The sequence below is a fragment of the Loktanella sp. IMCC34160 genome (assembly GCF_004145845.1).
Classification (GTDB): Bacteria; Pseudomonadota; Alphaproteobacteria; order Rhodobacterales; family Rhodobacteraceae; genus SELP01.
Genome location: NZ_SELP01000001.1, coordinates 276,279 through 301,577, shown reverse-complemented (window position 1 = coordinate 301,577; position 25,299 = coordinate 276,279). Strand labels below are relative to the sequence as shown.

General features: G+C 64.2%; 21 protein-coding genes. 13 read left to right on the top strand and 8 right to left on the bottom strand.

The window, feature by feature from the left end; all coding sequences use genetic code 11:
• Nucleotides 1–178 precede the first annotated feature (178 nt).
• From EU803_RS01455 to EU803_RS01430, 6 genes are all read left to right on the top strand, one after another.
• A complete protein-coding gene (locus EU803_RS01455) occupies nt 179–1,693 on the top strand; it encodes a sulfatase-like hydrolase/transferase (RefSeq protein WP_129679076.1) in 1,515 nt (504 codons plus the stop codon).
• 318 nt (nt 1,694–2,011) lie between these two features.
• Entirely contained in the window at nt 2,012–4,051 is a 2,040-nt protein-coding gene (locus EU803_RS01450) for an ABC transporter substrate-binding protein (protein WP_129679075.1), read from the top strand.
• Between the two features lie 106 nt (nt 4,052–4,157).
• Nucleotides 4,158–5,162, top strand: coding sequence for an ABC transporter permease (locus EU803_RS01445; protein WP_129679074.1), 1,005 nt, complete (start codon nt 4,158–4,160; stop codon nt 5,160–5,162).
• 5 nt (nt 5,163–5,167) lie between these two features.
• Nucleotides 5,168–6,325, top strand: a complete 1,158-nt coding sequence (locus EU803_RS01440; RefSeq protein WP_129679073.1) for an ABC transporter permease — start codon at nt 5,168–5,170, stop codon at nt 6,323–6,325.
• A complete protein-coding gene (locus EU803_RS01435) occupies nt 6,322–7,326 on the top strand; it encodes an ABC transporter ATP-binding protein (protein ID WP_129679072.1) in 1,005 nt (334 codons plus the stop codon). Before EU803_RS01440 ends, EU803_RS01435 begins: the two co-directional genes overlap by 4 nt.
• On the top strand, nt 7,323–8,327 hold the full coding sequence (locus EU803_RS01430) for an oligopeptide/dipeptide ABC transporter ATP-binding protein (protein WP_129679071.1): 1,005 nt from the start codon (nt 7,323–7,325) through the stop codon (nt 8,325–8,327). Before EU803_RS01435 ends, EU803_RS01430 begins: the two co-directional genes overlap by 4 nt.
• A 63-nt stretch (nt 8,328–8,390) precedes the next feature.
• Here the strand turns inward: EU803_RS01430 and coaBC are convergent, their stop codons facing one another.
• Genes coaBC through EU803_RS01415 form a run of 3 tightly spaced genes read right to left on the bottom strand, consistent with a single transcriptional unit; the run spans nt 8,391 to nt 11,287 of the window.
• Nucleotides 8,391–9,590, bottom strand: coding sequence for a bifunctional phosphopantothenoylcysteine decarboxylase/phosphopantothenate--cysteine ligase CoaBC (coaBC, locus tag EU803_RS01425; protein WP_129679070.1), 1,200 nt, complete (start codon nt 9,588–9,590; stop codon nt 8,391–8,393).
• Between the two features lie 57 nt (nt 9,591–9,647).
• Entirely contained in the window at nt 9,648–10,412 is a 765-nt protein-coding gene (locus EU803_RS01420; protein WP_129679069.1) for a ChaN family lipoprotein, read from the bottom strand.
• Nucleotides 10,409–11,287 carry an RNA polymerase factor sigma-32 gene (locus EU803_RS01415; RefSeq protein ID WP_129679068.1) on the bottom strand — a complete coding sequence of 293 codons (879 nt, stop codon included), beginning with the start codon at nt 11,285–11,287 and terminating at the stop codon, nt 10,409–10,411. The genes EU803_RS01420 and EU803_RS01415 overlap by 4 nt, the downstream gene beginning before the upstream one ends.
• Before the next feature lie 120 nt (nt 11,288–11,407).
• Between EU803_RS01415 and EU803_RS01410 the strand changes: the two genes are divergently transcribed.
• The 3 genes from EU803_RS01410 to EU803_RS01400 all read left to right on the top strand — a co-directional run bounded on the left by EU803_RS01410 (nt 11,408) and on the right by EU803_RS01400 (nt 14,511).
• Nucleotides 11,408–11,995, top strand: coding sequence for a histidine phosphatase family protein (locus EU803_RS01410; protein WP_129679067.1), 588 nt, complete (start codon nt 11,408–11,410; stop codon nt 11,993–11,995).
• Between the two features lie 79 nt (nt 11,996–12,074).
• Nucleotides 12,075–12,947 carry a glutathione S-transferase gene (locus EU803_RS01405; RefSeq protein ID WP_129679066.1) on the top strand — a complete coding sequence of 291 codons (873 nt, stop codon included), beginning with the start codon at nt 12,075–12,077 and terminating at the stop codon, nt 12,945–12,947.
• Nucleotides 12,948–12,996: 49 nt separating this feature from the next.
• The gene (locus EU803_RS01400) at nt 12,997–14,511 is read left to right on the top strand and encodes a YifB family Mg chelatase-like AAA ATPase (protein ID WP_129679065.1); all 1,515 of its coding nucleotides are present in this window, start codon (nt 12,997–12,999) and stop codon (nt 14,509–14,511) included.
• Here EU803_RS01400 and EU803_RS01395 read toward each other — a convergent pair.
• From EU803_RS01395 to rsmI, 4 genes are all read right to left on the bottom strand, one after another.
• Entirely contained in the window at nt 14,481–15,389 is a 909-nt protein-coding gene (locus EU803_RS01395; RefSeq protein ID WP_129679064.1) for an alpha/beta hydrolase, read from the bottom strand. The two genes, EU803_RS01400 and EU803_RS01395, sit on opposite strands and share 31 nt — an antisense overlap.
• Entirely contained in the window at nt 15,389–16,330 is a 942-nt protein-coding gene (gene gshB, locus EU803_RS01390; protein ID WP_129679063.1) for a glutathione synthase, read from the bottom strand. Before gshB ends, EU803_RS01395 begins: the two co-directional genes overlap by 1 nt.
• A 77-nt stretch (nt 16,331–16,407) precedes the next feature.
• The gene (locus EU803_RS01385; RefSeq protein WP_242494250.1) at nt 16,408–16,839 is read right to left on the bottom strand and encodes a YraN family protein; all 432 of its coding nucleotides are present in this window, start codon (nt 16,837–16,839) and stop codon (nt 16,408–16,410) included.
• On the bottom strand, nt 16,836–17,702 hold the full coding sequence (rsmI, locus tag EU803_RS01380; protein WP_129679062.1) for a 16S rRNA (cytidine(1402)-2'-O)-methyltransferase: 867 nt from the start codon (nt 17,700–17,702) through the stop codon (nt 16,836–16,838). Before rsmI ends, EU803_RS01385 begins: the two co-directional genes overlap by 4 nt.
• Nucleotides 17,703–17,785: 83 nt before the next feature.
• Here rsmI and EU803_RS01375 point away from each other — a divergent pair, with 83 nt between their 5' ends.
• The 3 genes from EU803_RS01375 (at nt 17,786) to murJ (ending at nt 23,363) form a co-directional block, all read left to right on the top strand.
• On the top strand, nt 17,786–18,961 hold the full coding sequence (locus EU803_RS01375) for a penicillin-binding protein activator (protein ID WP_129680121.1): 1,176 nt from the start codon (nt 17,786–17,788) through the stop codon (nt 18,959–18,961).
• Between the two features lie 13 nt (nt 18,962–18,974).
• The gene (locus EU803_RS01370; RefSeq protein ID WP_242494271.1) at nt 18,975–21,740 is read left to right on the top strand and encodes a [protein-PII] uridylyltransferase; all 2,766 of its coding nucleotides are present in this window, start codon (nt 18,975–18,977) and stop codon (nt 21,738–21,740) included.
• An 81-nt stretch (nt 21,741–21,821) separates the two neighbouring features.
• Entirely contained in the window at nt 21,822–23,363 is a 1,542-nt protein-coding gene (gene murJ / locus EU803_RS01365) for a murein biosynthesis integral membrane protein MurJ (protein ID WP_207209148.1), read from the top strand.
• A gap of 62 nt (nt 23,364–23,425) precedes the next feature.
• Here the strand turns inward: murJ and EU803_RS01360 are convergent, their stop codons facing one another.
• Nucleotides 23,426–24,157, bottom strand: a complete 732-nt coding sequence (locus EU803_RS01360; protein WP_242494249.1) for a rhomboid family intramembrane serine protease — start codon at nt 24,155–24,157, stop codon at nt 23,426–23,428.
• A gap of 56 nt (nt 24,158–24,213) precedes the next feature.
• On the opposite strand from EU803_RS01360, the gene trpS reads away from it, so the two are divergent.
• Nucleotides 24,214–25,233, top strand: a complete 1,020-nt coding sequence (gene trpS, locus EU803_RS01355; RefSeq protein ID WP_129679059.1) for a tryptophan--tRNA ligase — start codon at nt 24,214–24,216, stop codon at nt 25,231–25,233.
• The last annotated feature ends 66 nt before the right edge of the window (nt 25,234–25,299 follow it).

The window sequence follows — 25,299 nt, the reverse complement described above, 5'->3', positions numbered from 1 at the left end:
CCGCGCCGAGTCAGAGCGGTTATTTGTGGAAAACGAGGAAGATTCGGGCACTTCCACACCCATTCTGGATCATGTCGCGTGTATTTGCGCATAAATTCCCACAAATATCCACGTTTTTCTTGATCCGACTCGGCAGAGCGTATTTGCTTCGATTCGAAGACACCTAAAGAGGGCTGACGTGCACCACCGTCGAAACGTCCTGTTCGTCATCATCGACCAGCTGCGTGCGGATTGTCTGCACGGCGCGCTGGCCGGTCATGTTGACCTGCCCACACTGAACGGCCTGATGGCGGAAGGGGTTTCGTTTCACCGGCATTATTCGGTCACTAACCCCTGCGGCCCCTCTCGGGCGTCGATCCTGACCGGACAATACGCCATGAACCACCGGGCGGTGCGTAACGGCACCCCTCTGCCCCATGACACGCCGAATATCGCGACCGAGGTCCGCAAGGGTGGCTGGTTGCCGCTGCTTTATGGCTATACCGACAGCGCGGCGGACCCGCGTGTTCACGCGGTAGGTGATCCCGTTCTCAAGTCCTATGAACAGGTCATGCCGGGGTTCGTCGAGGCCGTGGAAATGCGGCTGGAGGAAAGCTGGCCCTGGCGCGCCGATCTTCTGGCCAAGGGCTACGATGTACCGCCCTACCCGGATATCTTCCGGCCCAAGGGCGACCGCCCGGACGATCCGGCGATCTACAGCGCGGACGACAGCGACACGGCCTTTCTGACCAACCGGCTGATCGACGACCTGCGCGCAAGGCCGAAAGGCTGGTTCGCGCATCTGACCTATATCCGGCCGCATCCGCCACTTGTCGCGCCCGCGCCTTACAACCGGATGTATGACCCCACCACGCTGCCCCACCCTGCGCAGCCCCGCGACAAAGAGGCCGAGGCGGCGGAGCATCCGTTCAACGCCTCGGCGCTGGCGGCGAAGAGCTTGGCGTCCAACGTCGAAGGTTTTCCCGATCTGCCCGAAACGGAAGAGACTGCCGCGATGCTGCGGTCGATTTACCTTGGGCTGGCAACCGAGGTGGACCACCACCTTGGCCGCGTTGTCGCCTTTCTGAAGGACAGCGGACAGTGGGAAGATACGCTTCTGGTCGTGACCGCAGACCACGGTGAATTGCTGGGCGACCACCACGGCTGGGGCAAGATGAGCTATTACGACAGCGCCTATCACGTGCCGCTGATCATCTGCGATCCCGACCACCGGGCCAATGCCGGCGCACGAATCGACGCCCCGACCGAAAGCATCGACGTGACGCCGACGATCCTTGATCTTCTGGGGCTTGATATCCCCGATACGATGGACGGGCGCAGCCTGCGGCCGTTTCTGGACGGGGCGCAGCCCGCCGATTGGCGTAGCCATAGTTATTCCGAGCTGGATTTCGGCGATCCGATCAGCCCGACCCGCTGGCAGGCCGATCTGGGACTGGACAGCGACCGCTGCAACCTGTCGGTGCTGCGCGGCGAACGGTTCACGCTGGTGCATTTCAATGGCGGCCTGCCGCAGATCCTGTTCGACCATGCAGAGGCGGGCGAGGCGCGGAACATCGCCAATGATCCTGATGCCGGGCCGATCCTGCTGGACCTGTCCCGCCGGCTGATCGACCACCGGATGACCCATGCACAGGGCCGGTTCAGCCAGACAATGATAACGCCCGACGGCGCCCGCCGCCGATCAGGGCCCTAAGCGAAGGCCCCGCCAACGCGGGGCGCAATCACAGCGTGGCGCAGCCCGGGCGTCACACGGTTGTTTCAGTTTCCGGGCAGACCAGCCACCGGCGGCCATCGCGGCCCGGACCGGGTGGGTCGCAGGAAAGGGGGATGTGACGGACCAAAACCACTTCGCGCCGGTCGACCGATCAGGCCAGTCTGGATCGAAACAGCGATCCAATTGGACCTAACGAAAACCACGCCCCGACCCTAGCATGACATGGCTCGGCTTGGGGTGGGTCGCAAAGAAAACAACAGACCCGCACGACAACCTTGTCTGACAACAGGAGAGAACATGAAGAAATATCTGCTTTCAGGCGTAGCTTCGCTGCTGATACCGGCAGCCGCCTACGCCAATTGCCCGGCGATCACCCTCGCCGATATGCAGGGGGTCGCCGAAGGCGCATTCCCGCAGCAATACAACCTTGATGAATTCGAAGCGGCCGCAGGCTGCGACATGTCGTTTTCGTCGAACCCGGATGCGGCGGCGCTGAACGCCCGCATTCAGGGCAACGGCGACCTGCCGGCGCTGGAAGACCGGCTGCCGTCGAACCCGCTGGTCATGGTGCCCTATGACAGCATCGGCCGTTACGGCGGAACGCTGGATGTCCTGTCGAACGCGACCGAGGCTGGCACCTCGGACTTCCTGTCGGTCCGCCACGTCAACCTTGTGCGCTATTCCGACGACCTTCAGACCATCGTGCCGAACGTCGCGGAATCCTGGGAATGGAATGACGACTTCACCCAGCTGACCTTCCATCTGCGGGAAGGCCACAAATGGTCGGACGGCGCGCCCTTCACCAGCGCCGACGTGAAGTTCTGGTATGACAACCTGCACATGGATTCGAACATCTTCGAAACCTGGAAGGACTATGTCACCGTCGCCGGCGAACGGATGACCGTCGACGCCCCGGATGAAACCACGGTGGTGTTCAACCTGCCCGCGCCGAAGCCCGGCCTTCTGGCCCACTTCGCCACGCACTTTGGTCAGGGGTTCCAGCCGCGGCACTTCCTTGGCCAGTTCCACCCCGACATCAACCCGGACGCGGACGCCTACGCCCAAAGCCTCGGGTTCGAAAATGGCTATGACGCGATCAAGGCCTACTGGGGCAACTCGGACTGGACGGACACGCCCTCGCCGATGCTGTCGCGTCCCGACATCGCGGACAGCCTGCCCAAGGCAACCGTGCCGACGCTGGAAAGCCACATCTACGTGACGGACACCACCGAAGGCCGTCACCTTGTCGCCAACCCCTACTTCTTCCAGGTTGACCCGACCGGTCAGCAGCTTCCCTATATCTCGGAACAGGACGAAGTTTACATCAACGACAACGAGGTGCGGATCCTGAAGCTGGTCAACGGCGAAGTGGACTATAAGGCCCAGTCGCTGCAGCTTGCTTCGGCCCCGATCCTTCTGGAAAATCAGGAAGCCGGGAACTACACCATCGACCTGCGTCCTGAAATCACCATCGGCGCCTTCGGGTTCAACGTCACCCACGACGATCCGGCCCGCCGGGCAACCTTTGGTGACCTGCGGTTCCGCGAGGCGATGTCTGTCGCGATCAACCGTGACGAGTTGAACGAGGTCGGCTTCTTCGGCCTTGGCACCCCGCAGCAATACGTCGGCTTCTCGCCACTGCCCGCCTTCATCGACGAGGCATGGCTGTCTTACAAGGCGGAATACGATCCCGCCGCGGCCAATGCCCTGCTTGATGACATGGGCATGGTCGATACCGACGGCGACGGGTTCCGTGAAATGCCCAATGGCGAGAAACTGGTTCTGAACATGAACTTCTCGACTCAGGGTATCGCCGGGCAGACCGTCGAACTGGTCGCGCAATACTGGGCCGATGTCGGCGTCCAGTCGGTGGTGAAGGAAGTGACCCCGGACGAATACCGGTCGGCACAGTCGTCCAACCAGCTTGACGTGGTGATGTGGCGCAAGTCGCAGCCGCTGGCGATCGTTCTGGGCAACAACGAACTGTGGGTGCCGCCGTTCGAAAACTACTTTGGCGTCCGCAACGGGATGCTCTGGGCCGAATGGGTCGACAGCGGTGGCGCGTCGGGCGTTGAACCGCCGGACTATGTCAAGCAGCTGATGGCCGACATCAACGCGTTCCAGTCCGCCGCTCAGGGCAGCGCCGAATTCGAAGCACTTGGTCAGAACCTTGTGAAGAACATGGTCGAGAACCTGTTGTTCATCGGCACGGTCAACGCACCGGCGCCGTTGTATCACCACAACAGCCTGCAGAACTTTGCAGACTTCAAGACCCACTCTTACGAGTACTACCGGACCTATCCCTATCGGGCGACCCAGTGGTGGCTTGACGAATAAGGCCCCGGCCTTGTCAACTTGAACCCGCGGCGGGCGACCTGTTTCGCCCGCCGCCACCAAGGCCGAAACCGGCCATTCAAACGGGGACACGGGGCGCGCACGCAAGATGCTTCAATTCGGAAAATTCGTGGCGACACGCGCCAGCATGGCGATGATCACGCTGATCATCGTGTCGCTTGTTGTCTTTACCCTGATGGAACTGGTGCCCGGCGACTGCGCCGAACGCTACCTTGCCTTCAAGAACACCCAAGGGTCCGGCATTTCGGTCGAGGATATCGAGGTCGAGCGCCAGCGGCTTGGGCTGGACCGGCCCTTCATGGAACGCTGGGTCAGCTGGATCGTCGGCGCCTTTCAGGGCGAATTCGGCGACAGCTGTATCCTGCGGGTCAACATCGCCCAGCTTCTGGGCACGAAATTCTGGCTGTCGCTGTCGATCTGCCTTGCCTCTCTCGTGCTGGCCTATGCCATCGCGATCCCGGTCGGCATGATCTCGGCGGCAACCAACAACCCCTACCTCAACAACACCCTGCGGATCGTCAGCTACTTCGGCCTTGCCATGCCGAACTTCCTTCTGGCGCTGGTCATCATGCTGTTTTCAACGGTCTGGTTCGGGGAAACGCTGACCGGGTTGTTTTCAAACGAATACCGCGACGCGCCCTGGGGCTGGGACAAGTTCGTCGACCTGATGAAACACGCGTGGCTGCCGATCTTCATCCTTGGCTGGTCGGCCACCGCCTTTGCCCTGCAAACCGTTCGGGCGCTGATGTCGGATGAAGTGGGCAAGCTTTACGTGACCGCCGCGGCCGCGCGCGGGGTCCATGGCCGCAAGCTTCTGTGGCGCTATCCGGCCCGGCACGCACTGGGTCCGATCGTCAACAGCCTTGGCTTTGACCTGAACCGTATCTTCAACGAATTGCCAATCGTGGCGCTGATCCTCGTGCTGACCGACGCAGGCGCGCTTCTGATCGAGGCGCTGGCGCGTTCCAACGACCAACAGCTTGCCGGGGCGATCATCTTCCTTCTCACCGCGTCCATCGTGACGCTGAACTTCCTGACCGACGTTCTGTTGGCCGTGCTTGATCCGCGCGTCCGCAAGTCCATCATGCGGTGACCGAAATGACTGACCAGACCACCGACACCCCGCAATTCGGCGCCGACCAGAAGGCGAAAGAGGCCTATTTCACCGCGTCGCAGCGACAGCTGATCTGGGCCCGGTTCAAGAAACAGCGGGCCGCCATGATCGCCGCCTGGGTTCTTCTGGCCCTGCTCCTATCGGGGATCTTCGCGCCCTTCCTGTCCCCTTACGACCCAACCATCGCCGGCCGGAACAAGGACTATACCAACGGCGCACCGCAGATTCCGCAGTTCTGTGACGACGCGGGCTGTTCATTCCGCCCCTTCGTCTACGGGGTCACACGGGAACGGTCGATGGCCACCAACTTCCGCTGGGTGACCAAGATCGACACCGAACAGCGTCACTACATCTACTTCTTCGAGGAGGGCTGGGACTACAAACTGTTCGGGGTCATCCCGATGGACACCCACCTGTTCGCCACAAGGACCGAAGGCGGGTTTGTGCATATCTTCGGCACCGACTCCAGCGGCAAGGATATCTTCAGCAGAACGCTCCACGCGATCTGGACCTCGATGCAGGTGGGGACAATCGGGGTCTTTATCGCCTTCGTTCTGGCGCTGATCATCGGCGGCATATCCGGATATTACGGGGGCTGGATCGACAGCGTGATCCAGATGGTCACGGATGCGGTCCGAACCGTCCCTGCAATCCCGCTGTTCATGGCGGTCGCCGCCTTCATGCCCCCTGAAATGACGGCAGAGGCGCGGTTCTTCTACATATCCCTGATCCTCGGGCTGATCGGCTGGCCCACGCTCGCCCGGCGGGTGCGGACCCATCTTCTGACCGAACGGAACCAGGAATATGTGCTGGCCGCGCAATTGTGCGGCGCCCGGCCCGGCCATGTGATCCGCAAGCATCTGCTGCCCAGCTTCACCAGCTACATCATCGTCGATCTGGTAATTTCCTTCCCCTACATGGTGCTGTCCGAAACGGCGCTGTCCTTCATCGGGCTGGGGCTGAAGGACCCGGTCAACAGCCTTGGCGTCATGCTGCAGAACGTGACCTCGGCCGATGTCCTTCTGAACTATCAATGGTACTTCATCCCGGTGATCTTCTTCATCGCCCTCGTGATGGCCTTCGTCTTCGTGGGCGACGGGCTTCGGGATGCCGCAGACCCCTATTCGGACACGCACAAATGACTTCACTGATCGACGTAAAGAACCTGACGCTGCGGTTCCGCACCGACGAGGGGCTGGTCAAGGCGGTGGACGACGTGTCCTTCTCGCTCAAGAAAGGCGAGGTGATGGGGCTGGTCGGCGAAAGCGGGTCGGGCAAATCGGTAACCGCCAAGGCGCTGATGCACCTGAACGCCCGGAACGCCGTCTATGACGAGGGCAGCAAGATCACCCTGCACACCGACGACCACGGAGAGGTCGATGTGCTGTCGCTCAAGCGGCCCGCCGATATGAAGATCGTCCGGGGTGGGGCGATCTCGATGATCTTTCAGGAACCGATGGCCAGCTTCGCCCCCGCGATCACCATCGGCAGCCAGATGATCGAACAGCTGATGCTGCATTCCGACATGTCCAAGGCGCAGGCCCGTGCGCTGTCGATTGAAATGCTGGACCGGGTGGGGATCTCGGACCCCGCCAAACGGATCGACCAGTTCGCCTTTGAACTGTCAGGCGGGATGCGGCAGCGGGCGATGATCGCCATGGCCCTGTCGACCAAGCCCAAACTGCTGATCGCCGACGAACCGACAACCGCGCTGGACGTGACCATTCAGGCGCAGGTTATCGACCTGATGAAAGACCTCGTGAACGAATTTCACATGGGGATCATCTTTATCACCCATGACCTTGGCGTCGTGGCGCAGACCGCCGACAAGGTCTGCGTCATGTATCTGGGCCGGGTGGTCGAGGAAGGCCCGGTGCGCGAAGTAATCCGCAACCCCAAACACCCCTACACCCGCGGGCTGATCGCCGCCCTGCCCCAGCTTGACGATCTTGACGCGCCGCTGGTGCCGGTGCCGGGCGATATCCCCTCGCCGCTGGAACGGCCCTCGGGCTGCGTCTTCCACACCCGCTGTCAGGAGTTCATGGGCGACATGTGCAAGACCCGCCTGCCGCAGGATATCTGGATCGACCCGGACCACCGCGTCGCCTGCCACCTGCACGATCCGAAGGAGACCGGGAAATGACCGATGACATCCTGATTTCCGCCCGCGACCTGACCGTTGGCTACCAGATCGGTAAGGGCATCTTCAACAAGACCATCCTGAACGCCGTGAACGGCGTTTCGCTGGATATCGAACGCGGTTCATTCTTCGGGCTGGTAGGCGAATCCGGATCGGGCAAGACCACGTTGGGCCGGGCGCTTCTCAAGGCCGCGCCGATCACGGGCGGGCATGCCCGCTACGCGGACGGCGAAGTGGACTATGACCTGTCCACGCTCGACGGGGCCGCGCTCAAGGATTACCGCAAGCGGGCGCAGCTGATCTTTCAGGACCCCTATGCCGCGCTGTCGCCCCGGATGACCGTGCGCGACATCATTGCCGAACCGCTCGAAGTGATGGGCCTGACCAAGGGTCGGGCCGAAACAGACGAACGCGTGCGCGAGATCGCCGCCAAATGCCGTCTGAACCTAGAACACCTGCGCCGCTTTCCACACGCCTTTTCCGGCGGGCAGCGGCAGCGCATCTCCATCGCGCGGGCGCTGGTGGCCGGGCCGCAGTTCATCGTGGCGGATGAAAGCGTCGCCGCGCTGGATGTGTCGATTCAGGCGGATGTTCTGAACCTGCTGAAACAGCTTCAGGCCGATCTGGGCCTGACCTTCCTTTTCATCAGCCACGACCTCTCGGTCGTCGCCCACACCTGCGACCATGTGGCGGTGATGTATCTGGGGCGGCTGGTGGAAACCGCGCCGACGCGCAAACTATTCGCCGCGCCGCGCCACCCCTACACAAAGGCGCTGTTCTCGGCGATCCCCTCGCTTGACCCGGACGACCGGGGCAGCGCGCAAAAGCTGACCGGGGAAATCCCCTCGCCCCTGAACCAGCCGTCGGGATGCAAATTCCACACCCGCTGTCCCAATGCGATCGACCGCTGCCGGAGCGAGGAGCCATCGCTTGAAAACACCGGGGACGGGCATAGCGTCAGCTGCCACCGCTGGCGGGAATTGCTGGAGGCTGTCCCGGCCTGAGACTGGCGGTGTGGGTCAAGACCCACCATACGCCATCATCCCCCAAGGCACGTAAGGTGGGTTTCAACCCACCGTGATGGCGTCAGCGATCCGCTGGGCCAGCCTGCGGGCGACCTCATCCTTGCCCATGCGCGGCCAATCTTCGGCCCCTTCGGCGGTGATCAGCGTCACCGCGTTTTCCGTCCCGCCCATGATCCCGGTTTCCGGGCTGACATCATTGGCGAGGATCCAGTCACATCCTTTGCGCGCCCGTTTGGCCGTGGCGTGGCCGATCACATCGTCGGTTTCGGCGGCGAACCCCACGACCAGACCGGGCCGTCCCTCGGTCATCTGGCTGACGGTGGCAAGGATATCGGGGTTCTCGGCAAATTCGAGCGTCGGAAGCCCCTTGCCGTCCTTCTTGATCTTGCTGGCCGAGGCACTGGCCACCCGCCAGTCGGCCACGGCCGCCGCAAAGACAGCGGCATCGGCGGGCAGCGCACCCTGCACCGCCTCCAGCATCTCGCGGGCAGTCTGCACACGCACGACCCGCACGCCCTGCGGCAGCGGCACATCGGCGGGGCCGGTCACGAATGTCACCTCAGCCCCCAGCGCTGCGAGGGCGGCGGCAATCGCCGTGCCCTGTGCGCCGGATGACCGGTTCGCGATATAGCGGACCGGATCGATCGGTTCATGGGTCGGGCCAGATGTTACAAGGATATGCTTGCCCTTCAGCGGCCCATCGGCCAGCGCGGCCCCGATTGCCGCCACGATTTCCAGCGGTTCGGCCATGCGCCCCGGCCCATATTCGCCGCAAGCCATGTCGCCCTCGTTCGGGCCAACGGTCAGAACCCCGTCGCCGCGCAGCGTTGCCAGATTACGCTGGGTCGCCGGGTGGTCCCACATTCGCACGTTCATCGCGGGCGCGATCAGCACCCGCTTGTCCGTGGCCAGCAAGAGGGTGGACGCAAGATCATTCGCCAGCCCGCCCGCCATCTTGGCCATCAGGTCCGCCGTGGCCGGGGCGACGACCACAAGATCGGCGGACCGGCTCAGTTCGATATGGCCCATCTCGGCCTCGGAGGTCAGATCGAACAGGGCATCATGCACCTTGACCCCGGCCAACGCCGACACCGACAGGGGCGTGACGAACTCCGCCCCGGCGGCGGTCAAGACTGGTGTCACCGCGCAGCCGCGTTCCTTCAGCCGCCGGATCAGGTCCAGCGATTTGAAGGCGGCGATGCCGCCACCGATAATCAGAAGAACGCGTTTTCCCTGCAACATGGCCGGTGTCCTTGACTAGGTTCGGCCAAACTTAGGCACTGCAGGGGCGAAGGGCAATCAGCCTTGGGAAAACACCGCGCAGGGGTCGTCGCGATCAACCGGCGGGGCGACAAGGACACGGTCGAATGGCCGGTCGTCCTCGGCCAGCGGGCCTTCGATCTGGCCAATGGTCTCCACCTCCAGACCGGCGGCGGCCAGTGCCAGAAGGGCGAGAACGCCCCAGTCCGCCCGCGCATGTCCGTTGCCTGTGATCAGGACAACCGGGGTGCCGTGGGCCTCCACCGCCTCCAGAACGGCCCGCGCCAGAACCGCGTCCCGAAACCGCTGCGCCTCGACCATGCCGGGCAGCATCTCGGGCGGCAGGGCGTCGCAATGGGCCTCGGCCTGCCCCGCCTCGCGCGCGGCCTGCTCTGCCGGATCAAGCGGGTGGTCGAGCCCGAACCGCGCGGCATCCGGCCCGAAGACCGCCGCCGCACCGTCCGAAATCGCGCGCCGCACCTCTGTCTGTGGCGCGCCACCCGCGACAATCGGGACCGCGCCGACAGCATCGAAAACCGGCTGATACAGGTCGAAGGCGGGCCAGCCACTGTCGGCCCAACCTATCGCCTCAGGATCGACCCGGCCCATCTGAGCAATAATCGTGGCCTGCTCCGGCAAGATCATCTCGAAAACGACGGCCGAGGGCGACAGATCGCGGATCATTTCGGCCTGCGTCAGGTGATGCGCAGGATTATCATGCACCTCGCCGATAATCACCACGTCCTGCGCCCCGGCCAGTCCGGCCGAAAACGCGATCACAACAGCGGGGACAAGGAACCTCATACGAGGAAGTTGAACACTTCCTTCGACTGACCCTCAAGCGATTTGCGCATCTTGGCAAAGGCCGCAACCTCCAGCTGCCGGATGCGTTCCTTCGACAGGCCCATCTCCTCGCCCAGGCTTTCCAGCGTCCGGGGATCGTCGCGCAACCGGCGTTCCCGCAGGATGAACCGCTCCCGGTCATTCAGCGCCGACATCGCGGTCAGCAGCCATTGGCGCAGGGTTTCGGTGTCATGGGCATGTTCGACCCGGTCCTCGGTCGCCGGTCCGTCATCCTCGATGGTGTCGATCCACTCGCGCCCCTCGTCGTCGGTGGACTGCGTCGCGTTGAGCGAGAAGTCAGACCCGCCCAAACGCCCCGACATCATCTCCACATCCGCCACGCTCACCCCCAGTTCGGTCGCGATGCGGTCATGCAGAACATCGGTCGAAAGCTCCTCTCCCGTCGCCATCGCCTCGCGTTCGATCCGGGCCTGAACACGGCGCAGGTTGAAAAACAGGGATTTCTGCGACGAGGTGGAGCCGGTGCGCACCATCGACCAATTGCGCATCACATAGTCCTGAATCGACGCCTTGATCCACCAGACCGCATAGGTCGAAAACCGCACGCCGCGATCGGGGTCGAACTTGTCCGCCGCCTTCATCAGGCCGAGGCTCGCCTCCTGGATCAGGTCGTTCATCGGCGCGCCGTAGCGTTTGAACTTGGCCGCCATGGAAATGGCCAGCCGCATATAGGCGGTGATCAGGCGATGCAGGGCCTGTTCGTCCCTGTGGTCGCGCCAGGCATAGGCCAGCGCCGCCTCGGTTTCAGCGTCCAGCAGTTCGGCTTTCATCGCCGCCCGCGACATTCTCCGGTCATTTCCCATATCGAGTGCCATTCTTCGCGCTCCCCCGCTGTTTCGCTGGCCTGTCTCGTGCTAGTCACAGGGTGTTACGCAGGGACATTTGGCCCGGATCATTATTTCTGACCAATTCACAAAGGGATTTCAGGGGCGGACATGGTGGAAACAACCCGCTGGTTCTGGGTCCGGCACGGCCCGACACACGAGGACGGTTTCGTCGGCCAACGCGACGTGGTCCCCGACCTGTCCAACCATGCCGCGATCGGGCGGATGTCGGCCTTTTTGCCCTTCGGCGCGGTCGTGCTGACTTCGACCCTGCGACAGGCCTCGGCCACGGCGCTGCGGCTTGGGGCGGGGCGCGCACCCCTGACCATGGCGCCAGAGCTGCGCGAATTCGACTTTGGCGACTGGGACGGGATCACGGCCGCCGAGGCGGCGGAAGCGGATCCGGAGCTGTCTGCGGCCTTCTGGGAAACCCCCGGCATGGCGGCGGCCCCGAACGGCGAAAGCTGGAACCGCGTGGCGCTGCGGGTGAACATGTTCATCGACCGGATGAACATGGCGCACAAGGGCAAGGACATTGTCGCCGTGTCCCACATCGGCGTGATCCTCGTGGCCCTGCAGCGGGCGCTTGGCAACCGGCCCGACGAGGCGATCAAGATGCATGTGAACCCCCTATCCGTGACCGAAATGACGTTCGCGGGCGGCGGCTGGCGCGTCGGGCGGATCAATCACCATCCGTGATGGACACCCCAACAAATGATCGTTTCCAGTGTTGCGCGGACCGGCCCTATGGTCCGGCCAAAGCAATCGGAGACGGATCATGAGTGACGAGATTTTCATCGGCGACCGCAGCTATTCCAGCTGGTCGTTGCGCGGCTGGCTGATGTACCACGCCTTTGGCATCGACCATCGGTTCAAGATGGTGGGGCTCTATTCGGGCACCATGCAGGATGACCTTGCCCCCTTGGGAATTGCCCGAACCGTGCCCGCAGTACGCACCGATGCGGGCATCGTTCTGACCGACACGATGTCGATTGCCGAAACGCTGGCCGAACGGCACCCGGGGGCCGGTCTGTGGCCCGCCGATCCGGCCGCCCGGGCGACGGCGCGAAACCTTGTCGCGGAAATGCATTCGGGGTTCACCGCGCTTCGCGGCGACTGCCCGATGAACATTCGCACTTCTTGGGTCGGCTTTGCCCCATCCGACGCGGTGCAACGCGACCTTGCCCGGATTGAGCAGCTTTGGGCCTATGCCCGCGAGAATTTCGGCGGCCATGGACCGTGGCTTTTCGGGGCCTATTCGCTGGCTGATGCATTCTATGCCCCGGTCGCGGCCCGGTTCGCAGGATATGGCCTGCCGGTCAGCGAGGCGGCGGCGGAGTATGTCGCGGCCCATCTGGCCCACCCGTCGTTCCGCCGCTGGCGCGCACTGGCCCTGACCGAAACCATCGAACCGGCGCAATACCAATTGGGGTTGGCAACGCGGGACTGGCCCGGCCCCGTGCCGCTTTCCGCCCGGGCCGTCGACGGGACCGACAGCGAAAACACCGCCTGCCCCTATTCCGGCGATCCGGTCACCCATGTGATGGAGCTGGACGGGCGGCGGTTCGGGTTCTGTAATGCCCATTGTCGCGCAAAGACCATCAACGACCCCGAAGCCTTCCCTGAATTCATGACCATTTACCATTCGTAAACCAAAGCCCCGTTAACCATTTCACAGGACGTGGTTAACGGGGACGTTTATGGGCGCGATCACCTATACGGTGGCATTCGAAGGGGTAGAGGCCCGGCTGGTCGAGGTGCAATGCGCCGTCAGCTCCGGCATGCCCGCCTTTGCCGTGGTCGGCCTGCCCGACAAGGCGGTGTCGGAAGCCCGCGAACGGGTCCGCGCCGCGATCAACGCGCTTGGGATATCGCTGCCCTCGTCCCGGATCACCGTGAACCTGTCGCCCGCCGACCTGCCCAAAGAAGGATCGCATTTCGACCTGCCCATCGCGCTAGCCCTTTTGGCCGCGCTCGACATCCTGCCCAAGGATTTGGTCAGCGAAACCGTGGCGCTGGGGGAATTGTCTCTGGATGGCACGCTCGTGCCCGTCACCGGCGCCCTGCCCGCCGCCATGGCCGCCGCCGCCGAAGACCGACGCCTGCTGTGCCCCAAGGGCGTTGGGGCCGAAGCCGCATGGGTAGGCGGGACCGAGGTGATCGCGCCTGCCTCTCTGTCCGAAACCATCCGTCATTTCACCGGGCAGGCCCCGCTGTCCCCCTCCGAACCCGGCGAGGTGGCGACCATGACCGGCGGGCGCGACCTGCGCGATGTGAAGGGGCAGGAACGGGCGAAACGGGCGCTGGAGATCGCCGCTGCCGGACGCCACCATATCCTGATGGTCGGCACGCCGGGATCGGGTAAGTCCATGCTCGCCGCCCGAATTCCCGGCATCCTTCCGCCCCTGACCGCGACCGAGGCGCTGGAAACCTCGATGATCCATTCCATCGCCGGGCTTCTGGACGAAGGCGGGATCAGCCGCACCCGGCCCTTCCGCGAACCGCATCACACCGCGTCGATGCCCGCCATCGTCGGCGGCGGGCGCGGTGCGAAACCGGGCGAGATCAGCCTGGCCCACAACGGTGTGCTGTTCATGGATGAATTCCCCGAATTCCCCCGGACCGTTCTGGAAACCCTGCGCCAGCCGATTGAAACGGGCGAGGTCATGGTCGCCCGTGCCAGCGCCCATGTCCGATACCCCTGCCGGTTCCTTCTGGTCGCCGCCGCGAACCCCTGCAAATGCGGCTACATGTCGGATCCGGCCCGCGCCTGCGCCCGCGTCCCGCAGTGCGGCGAGGATTATCTTGGCCGGATTTCCGGCCCGCTGATGGACCGCTTCGACCTGCGGGTCGAGGTGCCCCCCGTGGCCTATACCGACCTTGACCTGCCCGCGTCCGGGGATGCGTCCGAAACGGTCGCCGCGCGGGTCGCGGCGGCGCGCGACGTGCAGACGGCGCGGTTCAAGGGACAAGACGGGATGCGGGTGAACGCCGATCTGGAAGGTCAGGCGCTGGAAGAGGCCGCAACCCCCGACCCGGAAGGCAAGGACCTGCTGGTGCGTGTGGCCGAGAAATTCGGGCTGTCCGCACGGGGGTATCATCGGGTGCTGCGCGTTGCCCGCACCATCGCCGATCTGGACGGGGCAGATGCCGTGCGCAAACCCCATATGGCCGAGGCGGTCAGCTACCGGTTGGCGCTGTCGAAAGAGGTCTGAACGAAGGCCCCCACCCGGCGCAGCGCCGCCCGTGCCTCGGGCACCCAGGCCGCGCCCATGTGCCAGCCGTGCGGCGCCCCGTCCCAGGTTTCGACCAGAACGTCGCCACCGGCATCGCGCAACCGGTTGGCCATCCGATAGGTATCGTCTACCAGAATTTCCGGGCTGCCCACCTGCAACAGAACCGGGGGCGGGTTGGGAAAATCCGCGAACAGCGGCGACGCGCGCGGATCATCCGCCGACGCCCCGTCCAGATAGGCCGCCGCCGCCTCTTTCATCCGGTGGGCCGGAAGAACCGCATCGGCACGGGCGTTCTTGCCAATGCTGTCGCCCGAAAGGCTCAGGTCCGTCCAGGGCGACAGGGCGAACGCCCCCGCAGGTGGTGTTCCACGCCCGCACAGTGTTGCCAGCAGGGCCAGCATCAGCCCGCCGCCCGCGCTGTCGCCACCCAGCACGATCCGGTCGGGCGACCAACCACGCGCAATCAGGTCGTCCCACGCGGCAAGGGCATCGTCATGCGCCGCCGGAAACGGCGCGTCCTGCAACAGCCTGTAGTCCTGCGCAAAGACCGGGGCCCCGGCATATCCGGACAACCGCGCCAGCATCGGGCCATGGGTAATCCCCGACCCGGCGAAATAGGCCCCGCCGTGAAGGTAAAGGATAACCCGGTCCGCCCGTGTCCCCGGCCCGGCAATCCAATGCCCCGGCCTGCCGCCCAAGGGCCGCCGCAAATGCAGGGACAGCGGCGGATAGCCGCCCGCCATCGCCGCCAGCCTGTCGATCCTTGCCCCATCGCGGGCCGGGTCCTTCACCCGCGCGAACAATGGCTTCAGCGTCAGCCGGTTGCCAAGGGCATAGAGCTTCAGGCGCAGGGACATCAGCCGCGCCGCGCCTCGATCGCCTGCCAGATCTTTTCGGCGACATTGGTGCCGTCGAACCGCTCCAACTCCTGAATGCCGGTGGGCGAGGTCACGTTGATCTCGGTCAGCCAGTTGCCGATCACGTCGATCCCGACGAAGATCTGGCCCTTCTCCTTCAGCAGCGGCCCGATCCGCGCGCAAATCTCACGGTCGCGGTCGGTCAGGGCGACCTTTTCGGGCCGTCCCCCCACATGCATGTTCGACCGGGTTTCGCCGTGCGCCGGCACCCGGTTGATCGCGCCCACAGGCTCGCCATCGACAAGGATCACCCGTTTGTCGCCCGCGCTGACATCGGGCAGGAATTTCTGCACGATCAGCGGTTCGCGGTTGATGCCGGTGAACATCTCGTGAAGCGAGGCAAGGTTCCCGTCCGAAGAGGTCAGCTTGAACACCCCCGCCCCACCGTTTCCGTAAAGCGGTTTGAGGATGATATCGCCGTGCTTGGCCCGGAAGGCGCGCAGCGTGTCGAGATCGCGGGCGATGGCCGTGGGCGGGGTCAGGTCCGGAAATTGCAGCACCAGCAGCTTTTCGGGATAGTTCCGCACCCAGAACGGGTCATTCACGACCAGCGTGCCGGGGTGGATCATGTCAAGGATATGGGTCGTTGTGATATAGCCCATGTCGAAGGGCGGGTCCTGCCGCAGCCAGACAACGTCATAGTCCGACAGGTCGACCTCTTGTTCCTCGCCCAGCCGGAAATGGTCGCCCTTCACTCGCTGCACGGTCAGCGGCCAACCCCGCGCCGTCACCCGGCCTTCCTGATAGGCCAGCCGGTCGGGGGTGTAGTAGAACAGCTCGTGCCCCCGCGCCTGCGCCTCTTCGGCGATCCGGAAGGTGCTGTCGGCGTCGATGTTGATCGGCGCGATCGGGTCCATCTGTATGGCAACCTTAAGCGGCATATCCGCGGTCCTTTCACTTGGTTGCCTGATACATGGCGCATGGGCGGCGGCGGTTCAATGGTCCAGCGCCCGGCCGGTCAGTCGAACCAGACCGCGTTTTCGATCACCCGCACCGCGCCAGTCCGATCCACCAAGGCAAGATCAAGTCGCATCGGGTTCAGCAACCCGCCCTCGCGCCCGCCCAGAAATTCCTGCGCGGCAAGGACGATCCGTTCCGACTGGCGGCGGGTGTAATGGGCCTGCGCCGCCTCGAAGTTGCGTGATGTCTTGATCTCTACAAAAAGGTAGGACTGGCCGTCATGGCAGATCAGGTCGATCTCGGCACCCCTGCCGCGCCAGCGCCGCGCGATTTCCCTGGCCCCGGCCCGGTCGTAGTGGCGGGCGACGATATCTTCGGCAGCGAGCCCGGCCAGATAGCTGGTCTTGCCCTTGTCGCGGCGCGTTCGTCCAACCGGATCGGCCAGCTTCCGTCGCGGCGCGTAGTCGTGGAACAAGTCATCGTGCGTCACCCGTCGTCCTCTTTCCCGAGACTGAGGGCAAGCTGATAGACCTGCCGCCGGGGAAGGCCCATCGCCCCCGCCACGGCGGTGGCCGCATCCTTCACCCGCATGGTCTGCATCGCGTCACGCAAGGCCGCCTCGATATCCATGTCCTCGACCACGCGGGCCCCGGCCCGGCCGACAAGAACGACAATTTCACCCTTCACCGACCGCCCGTCAAAGGCATCGGCAAGTTCGGACAGGGTGCCACGGCTGATTTCCTCGAACTTCTTGGTCAATTCGCGGGCCACGACGGCATCCCGGTCATTGCCTAAGATTTTACACATCGACACTAACAAGTCGTGAACGCGCTTCGGCGATTCATAAAAGACGATGGTGAAGGGCAGATCGCGCAGGGCGGCCAGTTCGGTGTCCCGTTGTGTCGCACCGGACGGCAGGAACCCGGCGAACAGGAACCGGTCTGTCGGCAGACCCGACACCGCCAGCGCGGTCAATACGGCCGAGGCTCCGGGGGCGGCGATCACATCCAGCCCCGCCTCGATCGCCGCGCGGCCCAGTTCATAGCCCGGATCGGCAACAAGTGGCGTGCCCGCTTCAGAGACATAGGCGACGGATTGCCCGGCGGATACCTGCGCGATGATCCGGTCGGTGACGGCTTTGCCGGAATGGTCGTGAAAGGCGACAACCCTGCGCCCGTCCAGCGGAACCCCATGAATATCCATCAGTTTTCGCGCTGTCCGCGTGTCTTCGGCGGCGATCACATCTGCCGAGGCGAGCACATCCAGCGCCCGCAAGGTGATGTCCCGCGCGTTTCCGATGGGGGTCGTGACGAAGTAAAGGCCCGGCGCCAGCCGCTGTTTCACGAAATTCATGCCTAGACCCTTCGCCCCCCGCCACTATGATAGACCCGCATCTGGCCCAGGGGACGGGCCACGACAAGGGGAGTAGTGTGTCGATGTTTGCCTGTTTGTCCGCCGCCCGCAAGGCGGCTGCCCGAATCCTTGCCATGGCCGCGATGGTCTGGCTTGCCGCCTGTGAACCGATCCCGATGGGCGGCGGCGGCCCCAGCATCAACACGTCGCGCCCGGTGCAGGTCGCACTTCTGGTTCCTGCGGGGTCCGGAAATTCGTCCGACGCCTTCCTGGCGCAAAACTTTGAAAACGCGGCCCGCATGGCGATTGCGGACCTTCAGGGTGCGCAGATCGACCTGCGCGTCTACAACACCGGGGCCGATCCTGCGACCACCGCCGCCGTCGCGACCCAGGCCGTGAACGACGGGGCCAAGATCATCCTTGGTCCGCTCTACGCCGAATCTGCAAATGCGGCGGGCCTTGCGGTCGCCAATCGCGGGATCAACGTTCTTGCCTTTTCGAACAACACCGCGATTGCCGGGGGCAACGTCTTTGTCCTTGGGGCGACCTTTGAAAACACCGCGAACCGTTTGGCCCGCTACGCCGTGGCGCAGGGTGACGACCGGATCACCATCGTCCATTCGGACGACATCCCCGGCATGGCAGGACGCGATGCGATCGCCAGTGCCGTGACCCGCGCGGGCGGCACGGTTGCCGGTGTGGCCTCTTATCCGCTGTCGCAGCAGGGTATCCTGAACGGGGCCCGGGGCATCGTTTCGACCACCCGGTCGAACGGCGGCGAGGCGATCTTCATGACCGCCGGTGTGAACGCCGACCTGCCGATCCTTGCCACAGTCCTTCCCGAAAACGGGCTGAACCCGGCGGACACCCAGTATATCGGCCTGACCCGTTGGGACAGCCTGCCGCAAACTTTGGCCCTTCCCGGTGTTCAGGGTGGCATCTTCGCGGTGCCTGACACCGCAATGCAGGCCAATTTCGAGGCCCGCTATGCCGCCGCCTATGGTGGCACGCCCCACCCGCTGGCCGGTCTGGCCTATGACGGGATCGCCGCCATTGGCGCGCTTGTCGCGGCCGGAAACAGCGATGCCCTGACCCGGTCCGCGCTGACCCAGGCGCAGGGGTTCCAAGGCACGTCGGGCATTTTCCGGCTGAACGCCAATGGCACCAACACCCGCGGGCTGGCGGTGGCCACGATCCAGAACAATCAGGTGGTAATCCTTGACCCTGCTCCCAGAGCCTTCGGCGGTGCCGGCCTCTAGCGCCGCTGCCACATTGGACGAAACCATCGATGCGCCGGGCGGGCTGATCTGCCCGGCGCAGGATATTTTTGACCGCGCCGCGGTTGAGGCGGGTCTTGCCGCCGCCTTTGATGCGGCAGAGGACAACCGGGCCAAGCGGCAGGAAACTGTCACCACCCTGTCAGAGGCGCTGAAAACCGGGCGCGCCGCCATCGCCGCCGCCCTGGCGGCCGACCCGTTCAACGCCCGCGCCGCAATCCGCAGCTATGCCTTTCTGACGGATCAGGTGGTGATGACTGTCCTGATGGTCGCGCGCGACCATCTGCACCCGCTTGCCAATCCGACCGAGGCGGAACGCATGGCGCTGGTCGCGGTCGGCGGCTATGGCCGGGGCGAGATGGCGCCGCAATCCGATGTCGATCTGCTGTTCATGACCCCCTACAAGATCACCCCCTGGGCCGAGAGCCTGATCGAAAGCATGCTGTACATGCTCTGGGATCTGAAACTGAAGGTCGGTCATGCAAGCCGCACGGTGAAGGATTGCATCCGCATGGGGGCCGAGGATTACACGATCCGGACCGCCCTGATCGAAGCCCGTTTCCTTGCCGGCGACGAAACCCTGTTCGCGACGCTTCGCAAACGGCTCTGGTCCGAACTGTTCAAATCCACCGCCGGGGAATTCGTCGAGGCGAAACTGGAAGAGCGGGCCGAACGGCACCGCAAACAGGGCGGGCAACGCTATGTGGTCGAACCGAATGTGAAAGAGGGCAAGGGCGGGCTGCGCGACCTGCAATCGCTCTATTGGATCGGCAAATACGTCCATGGCGTGCGCGAGGCCAAGGAACTGGTCGGGCGTGGCGTGTTCACCGCCGACGAATACGCCACCTTCCGCAAGGCCGAGGATTTCCTTTGGGCCGTGCGCTGCCAGCTGCACCTTGCCACCGGCCGGGCGCAGGACCAGCTGACCTTTGACCTTCAGGTCGAGGTGGCGGACAGGATGGGCTACCGCGACCACGGCGGACGCCGCGCGGTCGAGCATTTCATGCAAGAGTATTTCCGTCAGGCCACCCGCGTAGGCGAACTGACCCGCATCTTCCTGACCTCGCTGGAAGCGACGCACACGAAATCCGCCCCGATGCTGCAGCGGCTGCTGCGCCGCAAGCGCAAGGCCCGGCCGCCCTATGCGATCAAGCACAACCGCCTGACGGTCGAGGATGAAAAAGGGTTCCTTGCGGACAAGGTCAACATGCTGCGCATCTTCGAAGAGGCGCTGCGCACGGGGACATTGCTGCACCCGGATGCCATGCGGCTGCTTGCCGCCAACCTTGACCTGATCGACGATGACCTGCGCAGCGACAAGGAAGGGATTCGCATCTTCCTTGACCTGATGCTGAAACACGGCAACCCGGAACGTGCCCTGCGCCGGATGAACGAACTTGGGGTGCTGTCGGCCTTTATCCCCGAATTCGAACCCATCGTCGCGATGATGCAGTTCAACATGTACCACAGCTACACCGTGGACGAGCACATCATCCAATGCATCAGCCACCTTGCCCAGATCGAACGGGAAGAGCTGATCGAGGAATTGCCGGTGGCCAGCGGCATCCTCAAGCGCGGGATCAACCGAAAGGTTCTTTACGTCGCCCTGCTGCTGCATGACATCGGCAAGGGCCGGGACGAGGATCATTCGGTTCTGGGTGCCCAGATCGCCCGCAAGGTGGCCCCGCGTCTGGGCCTGAAGCAAAAGGAATGCGATACCGTCGAATGGCTGGTGCGCTATCACCTGCTGATGTCCGATACGGCACAGAAACGCGATATCGCCGAACCCCGCACCGTGCGCGACTTCGCCAAGGCGGTGAAATCCGTCGAACGGCTGGACCTGCTGACCGTGCTGACCGTCTGCGACATTCGGGGCGTCGGGCCGACGACATGGAACAACTGGAAGGCCATGCTGCTGCGCGGTCTTTACAAGGAAACCCGCGCGGCCCTTGAAAACGGGTTGGAAGACCTCAACCGCGACACCCGCGAAAACGAAGCCCGCAAGGCCCTGCGCGACGCCCTGACCAATTGGGACGCCAAGGATCTGCGCACCGAAACCCAGCGCCACTACGGCCCCTATTGGCAGGGTCTTCCGGCAGCCGCGCATGTGGTCTTTGCCCATCTTCTGCGCGGCATCACGGATGACGAGATCCGCATCGACATCACGCCAGACGCCGATAGGGACGCCACCCGCGCCTGTTTCGCCATGGCCGACCATCCGGGCCTGTTCTCGCGGATGACAGGCGCGCTGGCGCTGGTCGGCGCGAACGTGGTGGACGCCCGCACCTATACCTCCAAGGACGGTTACGCGACCGCGATCTTCTGGATTCAGGACGCGGAAGGCCACCCCTATGAAACTGCCCGCCTGCCCCGCCTGCGGCAGATGATCGAACGAACCCTGAAGGGCGAGGTCGTGGCCCGCGAGGCGCTCAAGGACCGGGACAAGATCAAGAAACGCGAACGCGCCTTCCGGGTGCCGACCTCGATTACCTTCGACAACGAAGGGTCCGAGATCTACACCATCATCGAGGTCGATACCCGCGACCGGCCCGGGCTTTTGTTTGACCTGACCCGGACCCTTGCGATCAGCAACGTTTATATCGCCAGCGCGGTGATCGCGACCTATGGCGAGCAGGTGGTCGATACCTTCTACGTCAAGGATATGTTCGGGCTGAAATTCCACGCGGAATCGAAACGGGCCACGCTGGAAAAGAAGCTGCGCGAGGCGATTACGGCCGGCGTGGAACGGGCGACCAGCTAGGCCCCGCGCAATTCCCGATGGCCCTGAACGGCCCGAGGCGGTAGGAAGGCCCAAGACAATTCTGGGTAGGCAGGGCAACCCGTGGCGAAACAGATCCGACTTGTATCCGGTTTCCTGACTGTGGGGTTCTGGACCCTGATCAGCCGCCTTCTGGGCTTTGTCCGCGATATCCTGATTGCCGCCTATCTTGGCACCGGCCCGGTGGCCGAGGCGTTCCTGATCGCCTTTTCCCTGCCCAACATGTTCCGCCGCTTCTTTGCCGAAGGGGCGTTCAACATGGCCTTCGTGCCGATGTTCTCCAAGCGGCTGGAGGCCGGCGAAGACGCCCAAAGTTTTGCCCGCGATGCCCTGTCGGGGCTGGCCTTCATCCTTGTGATCTTTTCGGTCGTGGCCCATTTCGCAATGCCCTGGCTGGTGATTGCCATGGCCAGCGGATTTCTTGGCGACGAACGGTACGATCTTGCGGTTCACTTCGGGCGGATCGCCTTTCCCTACATCCTGTTCATCTCGATCGCCGCGCTGCTCTCGGGCGTGTTGAACGCGACGGGGCGGTTCATGGCGGCCGCGGCGGCGCCGGTGCTGCTGAACATCCTGTTCATCGGCGCAATGGCCCTCGCCTCTGCCATGGGCTGGCCGGTGGGGGATACGCTGATCTGGGCCGTGCCGCTGGCCGGGATCGCCCAGATGGGGCTGGTCTGGATCGCCGCGCGCCGGGCCGGGTTCGATCTGCGCCCGCGCCGCCCCCGGATGACGCCAGAGTTGAAACGGCTGGCGATCATCGCCGCCCCCGCCGCCCTTGCCGGGGGAGTGGTGCAGGTGAACCTGCTGATCGGGCGGCAGGTGGCCAGCTTTTACGATGGTGCGGTCGCCTGGCTGTCCTATGCTGACCGGCTGTATCAGCTTCCGCTGGGCGTCGTGGGGATTGCGGTCGGGGTTGTCCTTCTGCCCGACCTGTCCCGACGCCTGCGCGCGGGTGACACCGACGGCGGCCAGAACGCCTATAACCGCGCGTCCGAGATGTCGCTGGCCCTGACCATCCCCGCCGCTGTGGCGCTGGTGGCGATCCCCGTCCCGCTGGTCAGCGTGCTGTTCGAACGCGGGGCCTTTGGCACGGACGACACGATGGCCACGGCTTTGGCGGTGGCGGTCTATGGCATGGGGCTTCCGGCCTTCGTGCTGCAAAAGGTGCTGCAGCCCTTGTTCTTCGCCCGCGAAGATACGCGCACGCCCTTCTACATCGCCCTTGTCGCGCTTGCGGTGAACGCCGGGCTTGCCATCGGCCTGTCCCCGGTCATCGGCTATCTTGCGGCGGCCATCGGAACGACCATCGCCGGATGGTCGACCGTGGTGATCCTTTGGCTGGCGTCGCGCGGGATGGGGCCTGCCGCGCAGACCGACGCGCGGTTCCGGCGGCGGTTCTGGCGGATCTGCCTTGCCTCGGCGGTGATGGGGGCGGCGCTGTGGTGGCTTGCCGCCGCGTTGCAACCGTTCCTTGGGGCGGCGGGCACCCGTTATGGCGCGCTGGCAATCCTCGTCACGGTCGGGATCGTGGTTTATTTCGGGGTCGGTCACCTTGTCGGGGCGTTCCGTCTGGGGGACTTCCGGCGCGCGCTGCGCCGCTAGGGTGGGTTGAAACCCACCTTACCCGTGCCAACCTGCGTAAGGTGGGTCTTGACCCACCAAACCTAGCGCTGGCGAATGCGGGACAGGAAATGCGCCCAGCCGCCCGGCCCCAGAATGGGCGAGGCGACCAGCCCGACGACGAAGCCGGTCACATCCGCCTGCCAATGCGGGATCGAGCCGAACATCAGCCCGAACACCAGTTGCAGCCCCAAAAGCACCCCGATCAGCCGGAAGGCCAGCCAACGGCTGCCCCCGTCCTGACCGGCCCGCAGCCACTGGACATAGGTGAAGCCCCCGATCAGCCCGTAAATCGCCGGGTAGGCCCCGACCAGCGGCATCTGCGGATGGCTGGCAAACAACCCATGCGCCACCGCCCCGGCCAGTGTCGCCAGCAGCATCAGGACGATCAGCGACAGCGCGCTCCACGCGTCACCAAGGAATTTTCCCAGTGCAAGCAGCATGACAGCGGCAAAGGCCGCATGGGTCAGACCAAGGTGAACAAAGGGATAAGCGACGAAGCGCAGCAGCATGTCGAGGCTGCGGTCCGCACCGGACACGACCCGGTCCAGCACCACCGGCGACACGGCAAACCGTTCCACAAGGTCCAGCCGCCAACCCAACGCGCCCGGCTGCGGCAAGACCCCGGACCCTGCAAGGGTCAACACCGCTTCGACCCCGATCACCGCAAAGACGAGGATCAGCACCACCGGTGGAATGCTGTTGAACGGGCTTTCGTATCTTGTCTCTTCGTCCATTCCTGCCCCCTGCCCCGCGCCCTTGTGGTTGACGCCCATTGCGTCCCTAGCTAAGCCAGCCGGGACCTGAAATCCAGACACTCCGCGTGGCCCCCATGACCGAAACGACCTTTACCCCCCGTGTGTTTTCCGGGATCAAGCCCTCCGGCGGGCTGACCCTTGGCAACTACCTTGGCGCGATCAAGCGGTTCGTCGGCATGCAGGGCGGCGCGTTCGAGACCGTCTATTGCGTGGTGGACCTGCACGCGATCACCGTCTGGCAGGACCCGGCAGAGCTGCGAACCGCCACGCGCGAAGTTGCGGCGGGCTACCTCGCCTCGGGCATCGACCCGGAACAATCCATCCTGTTCAACCAAAGCCAGGTCAGCCAGCACGCCGAACTGGGCTGGATCTTCAACTGCGTCGCGCGGGTGGGCTGGATGAACCGGATGACCCAGTTCAAGGAAAAGGCCGGGAAGAACGCAGAAAAGCAATCGCTGGGCCTTTATGCCTACCCTTCGCTCATGGCCGCCGACATCCTGCTGTATCACGCGACCCACGTCCCCGTTGGTGAGGACCAGAAACAGCATGTGGAGTTGACCCGCGACATCGCGGCCAAGTTCAACCATGACTACAAGGTCGATTTCTTCCCGCTGACCACCCCGGTCATCGAAGGGCCGGCCATGCGGGTAATGAACCTGCGGGACGGCACCAAGAAGATGTCAAAATCGGGCGAATCCGACATGGAGCGGATCAACATGCTCGACGATGCGGATACGATCGCGAAGAAGTTCAAGAAGGCCAAGACCGACCCGGAACCGCTGCCTGAAACGCTGGACGGGCTGGCCGACCGGCCCGAGGCGCGCAACCTTGTCGATATCTACGCCGCCCTGTCCGATCAAAGCCCCGAGGCGGTGATCGCCGAATACGCAAACGCGGGCTGGGGCCGGTTCAAACCGGCGCTGGCCGATCTGGCGGTGGACAGACTCGGCCCCATCTCGACCGAGATGAAGCGGCTGATGGACGACCCGGCCGAGATTGACCGGACGCTGGCCCGCGGTGCCGAACGCGCCCGCGCCATTGCGGCCCCTATCCTTGAACAGACCTACGACATCGTCGGAATGCTGCGCGGCTAAGGCCGGGTGAAGGTGGGTCAAGACCCACCTTACTTTCCGGTCCGGTAAGGTGGGTTTTAACCCACC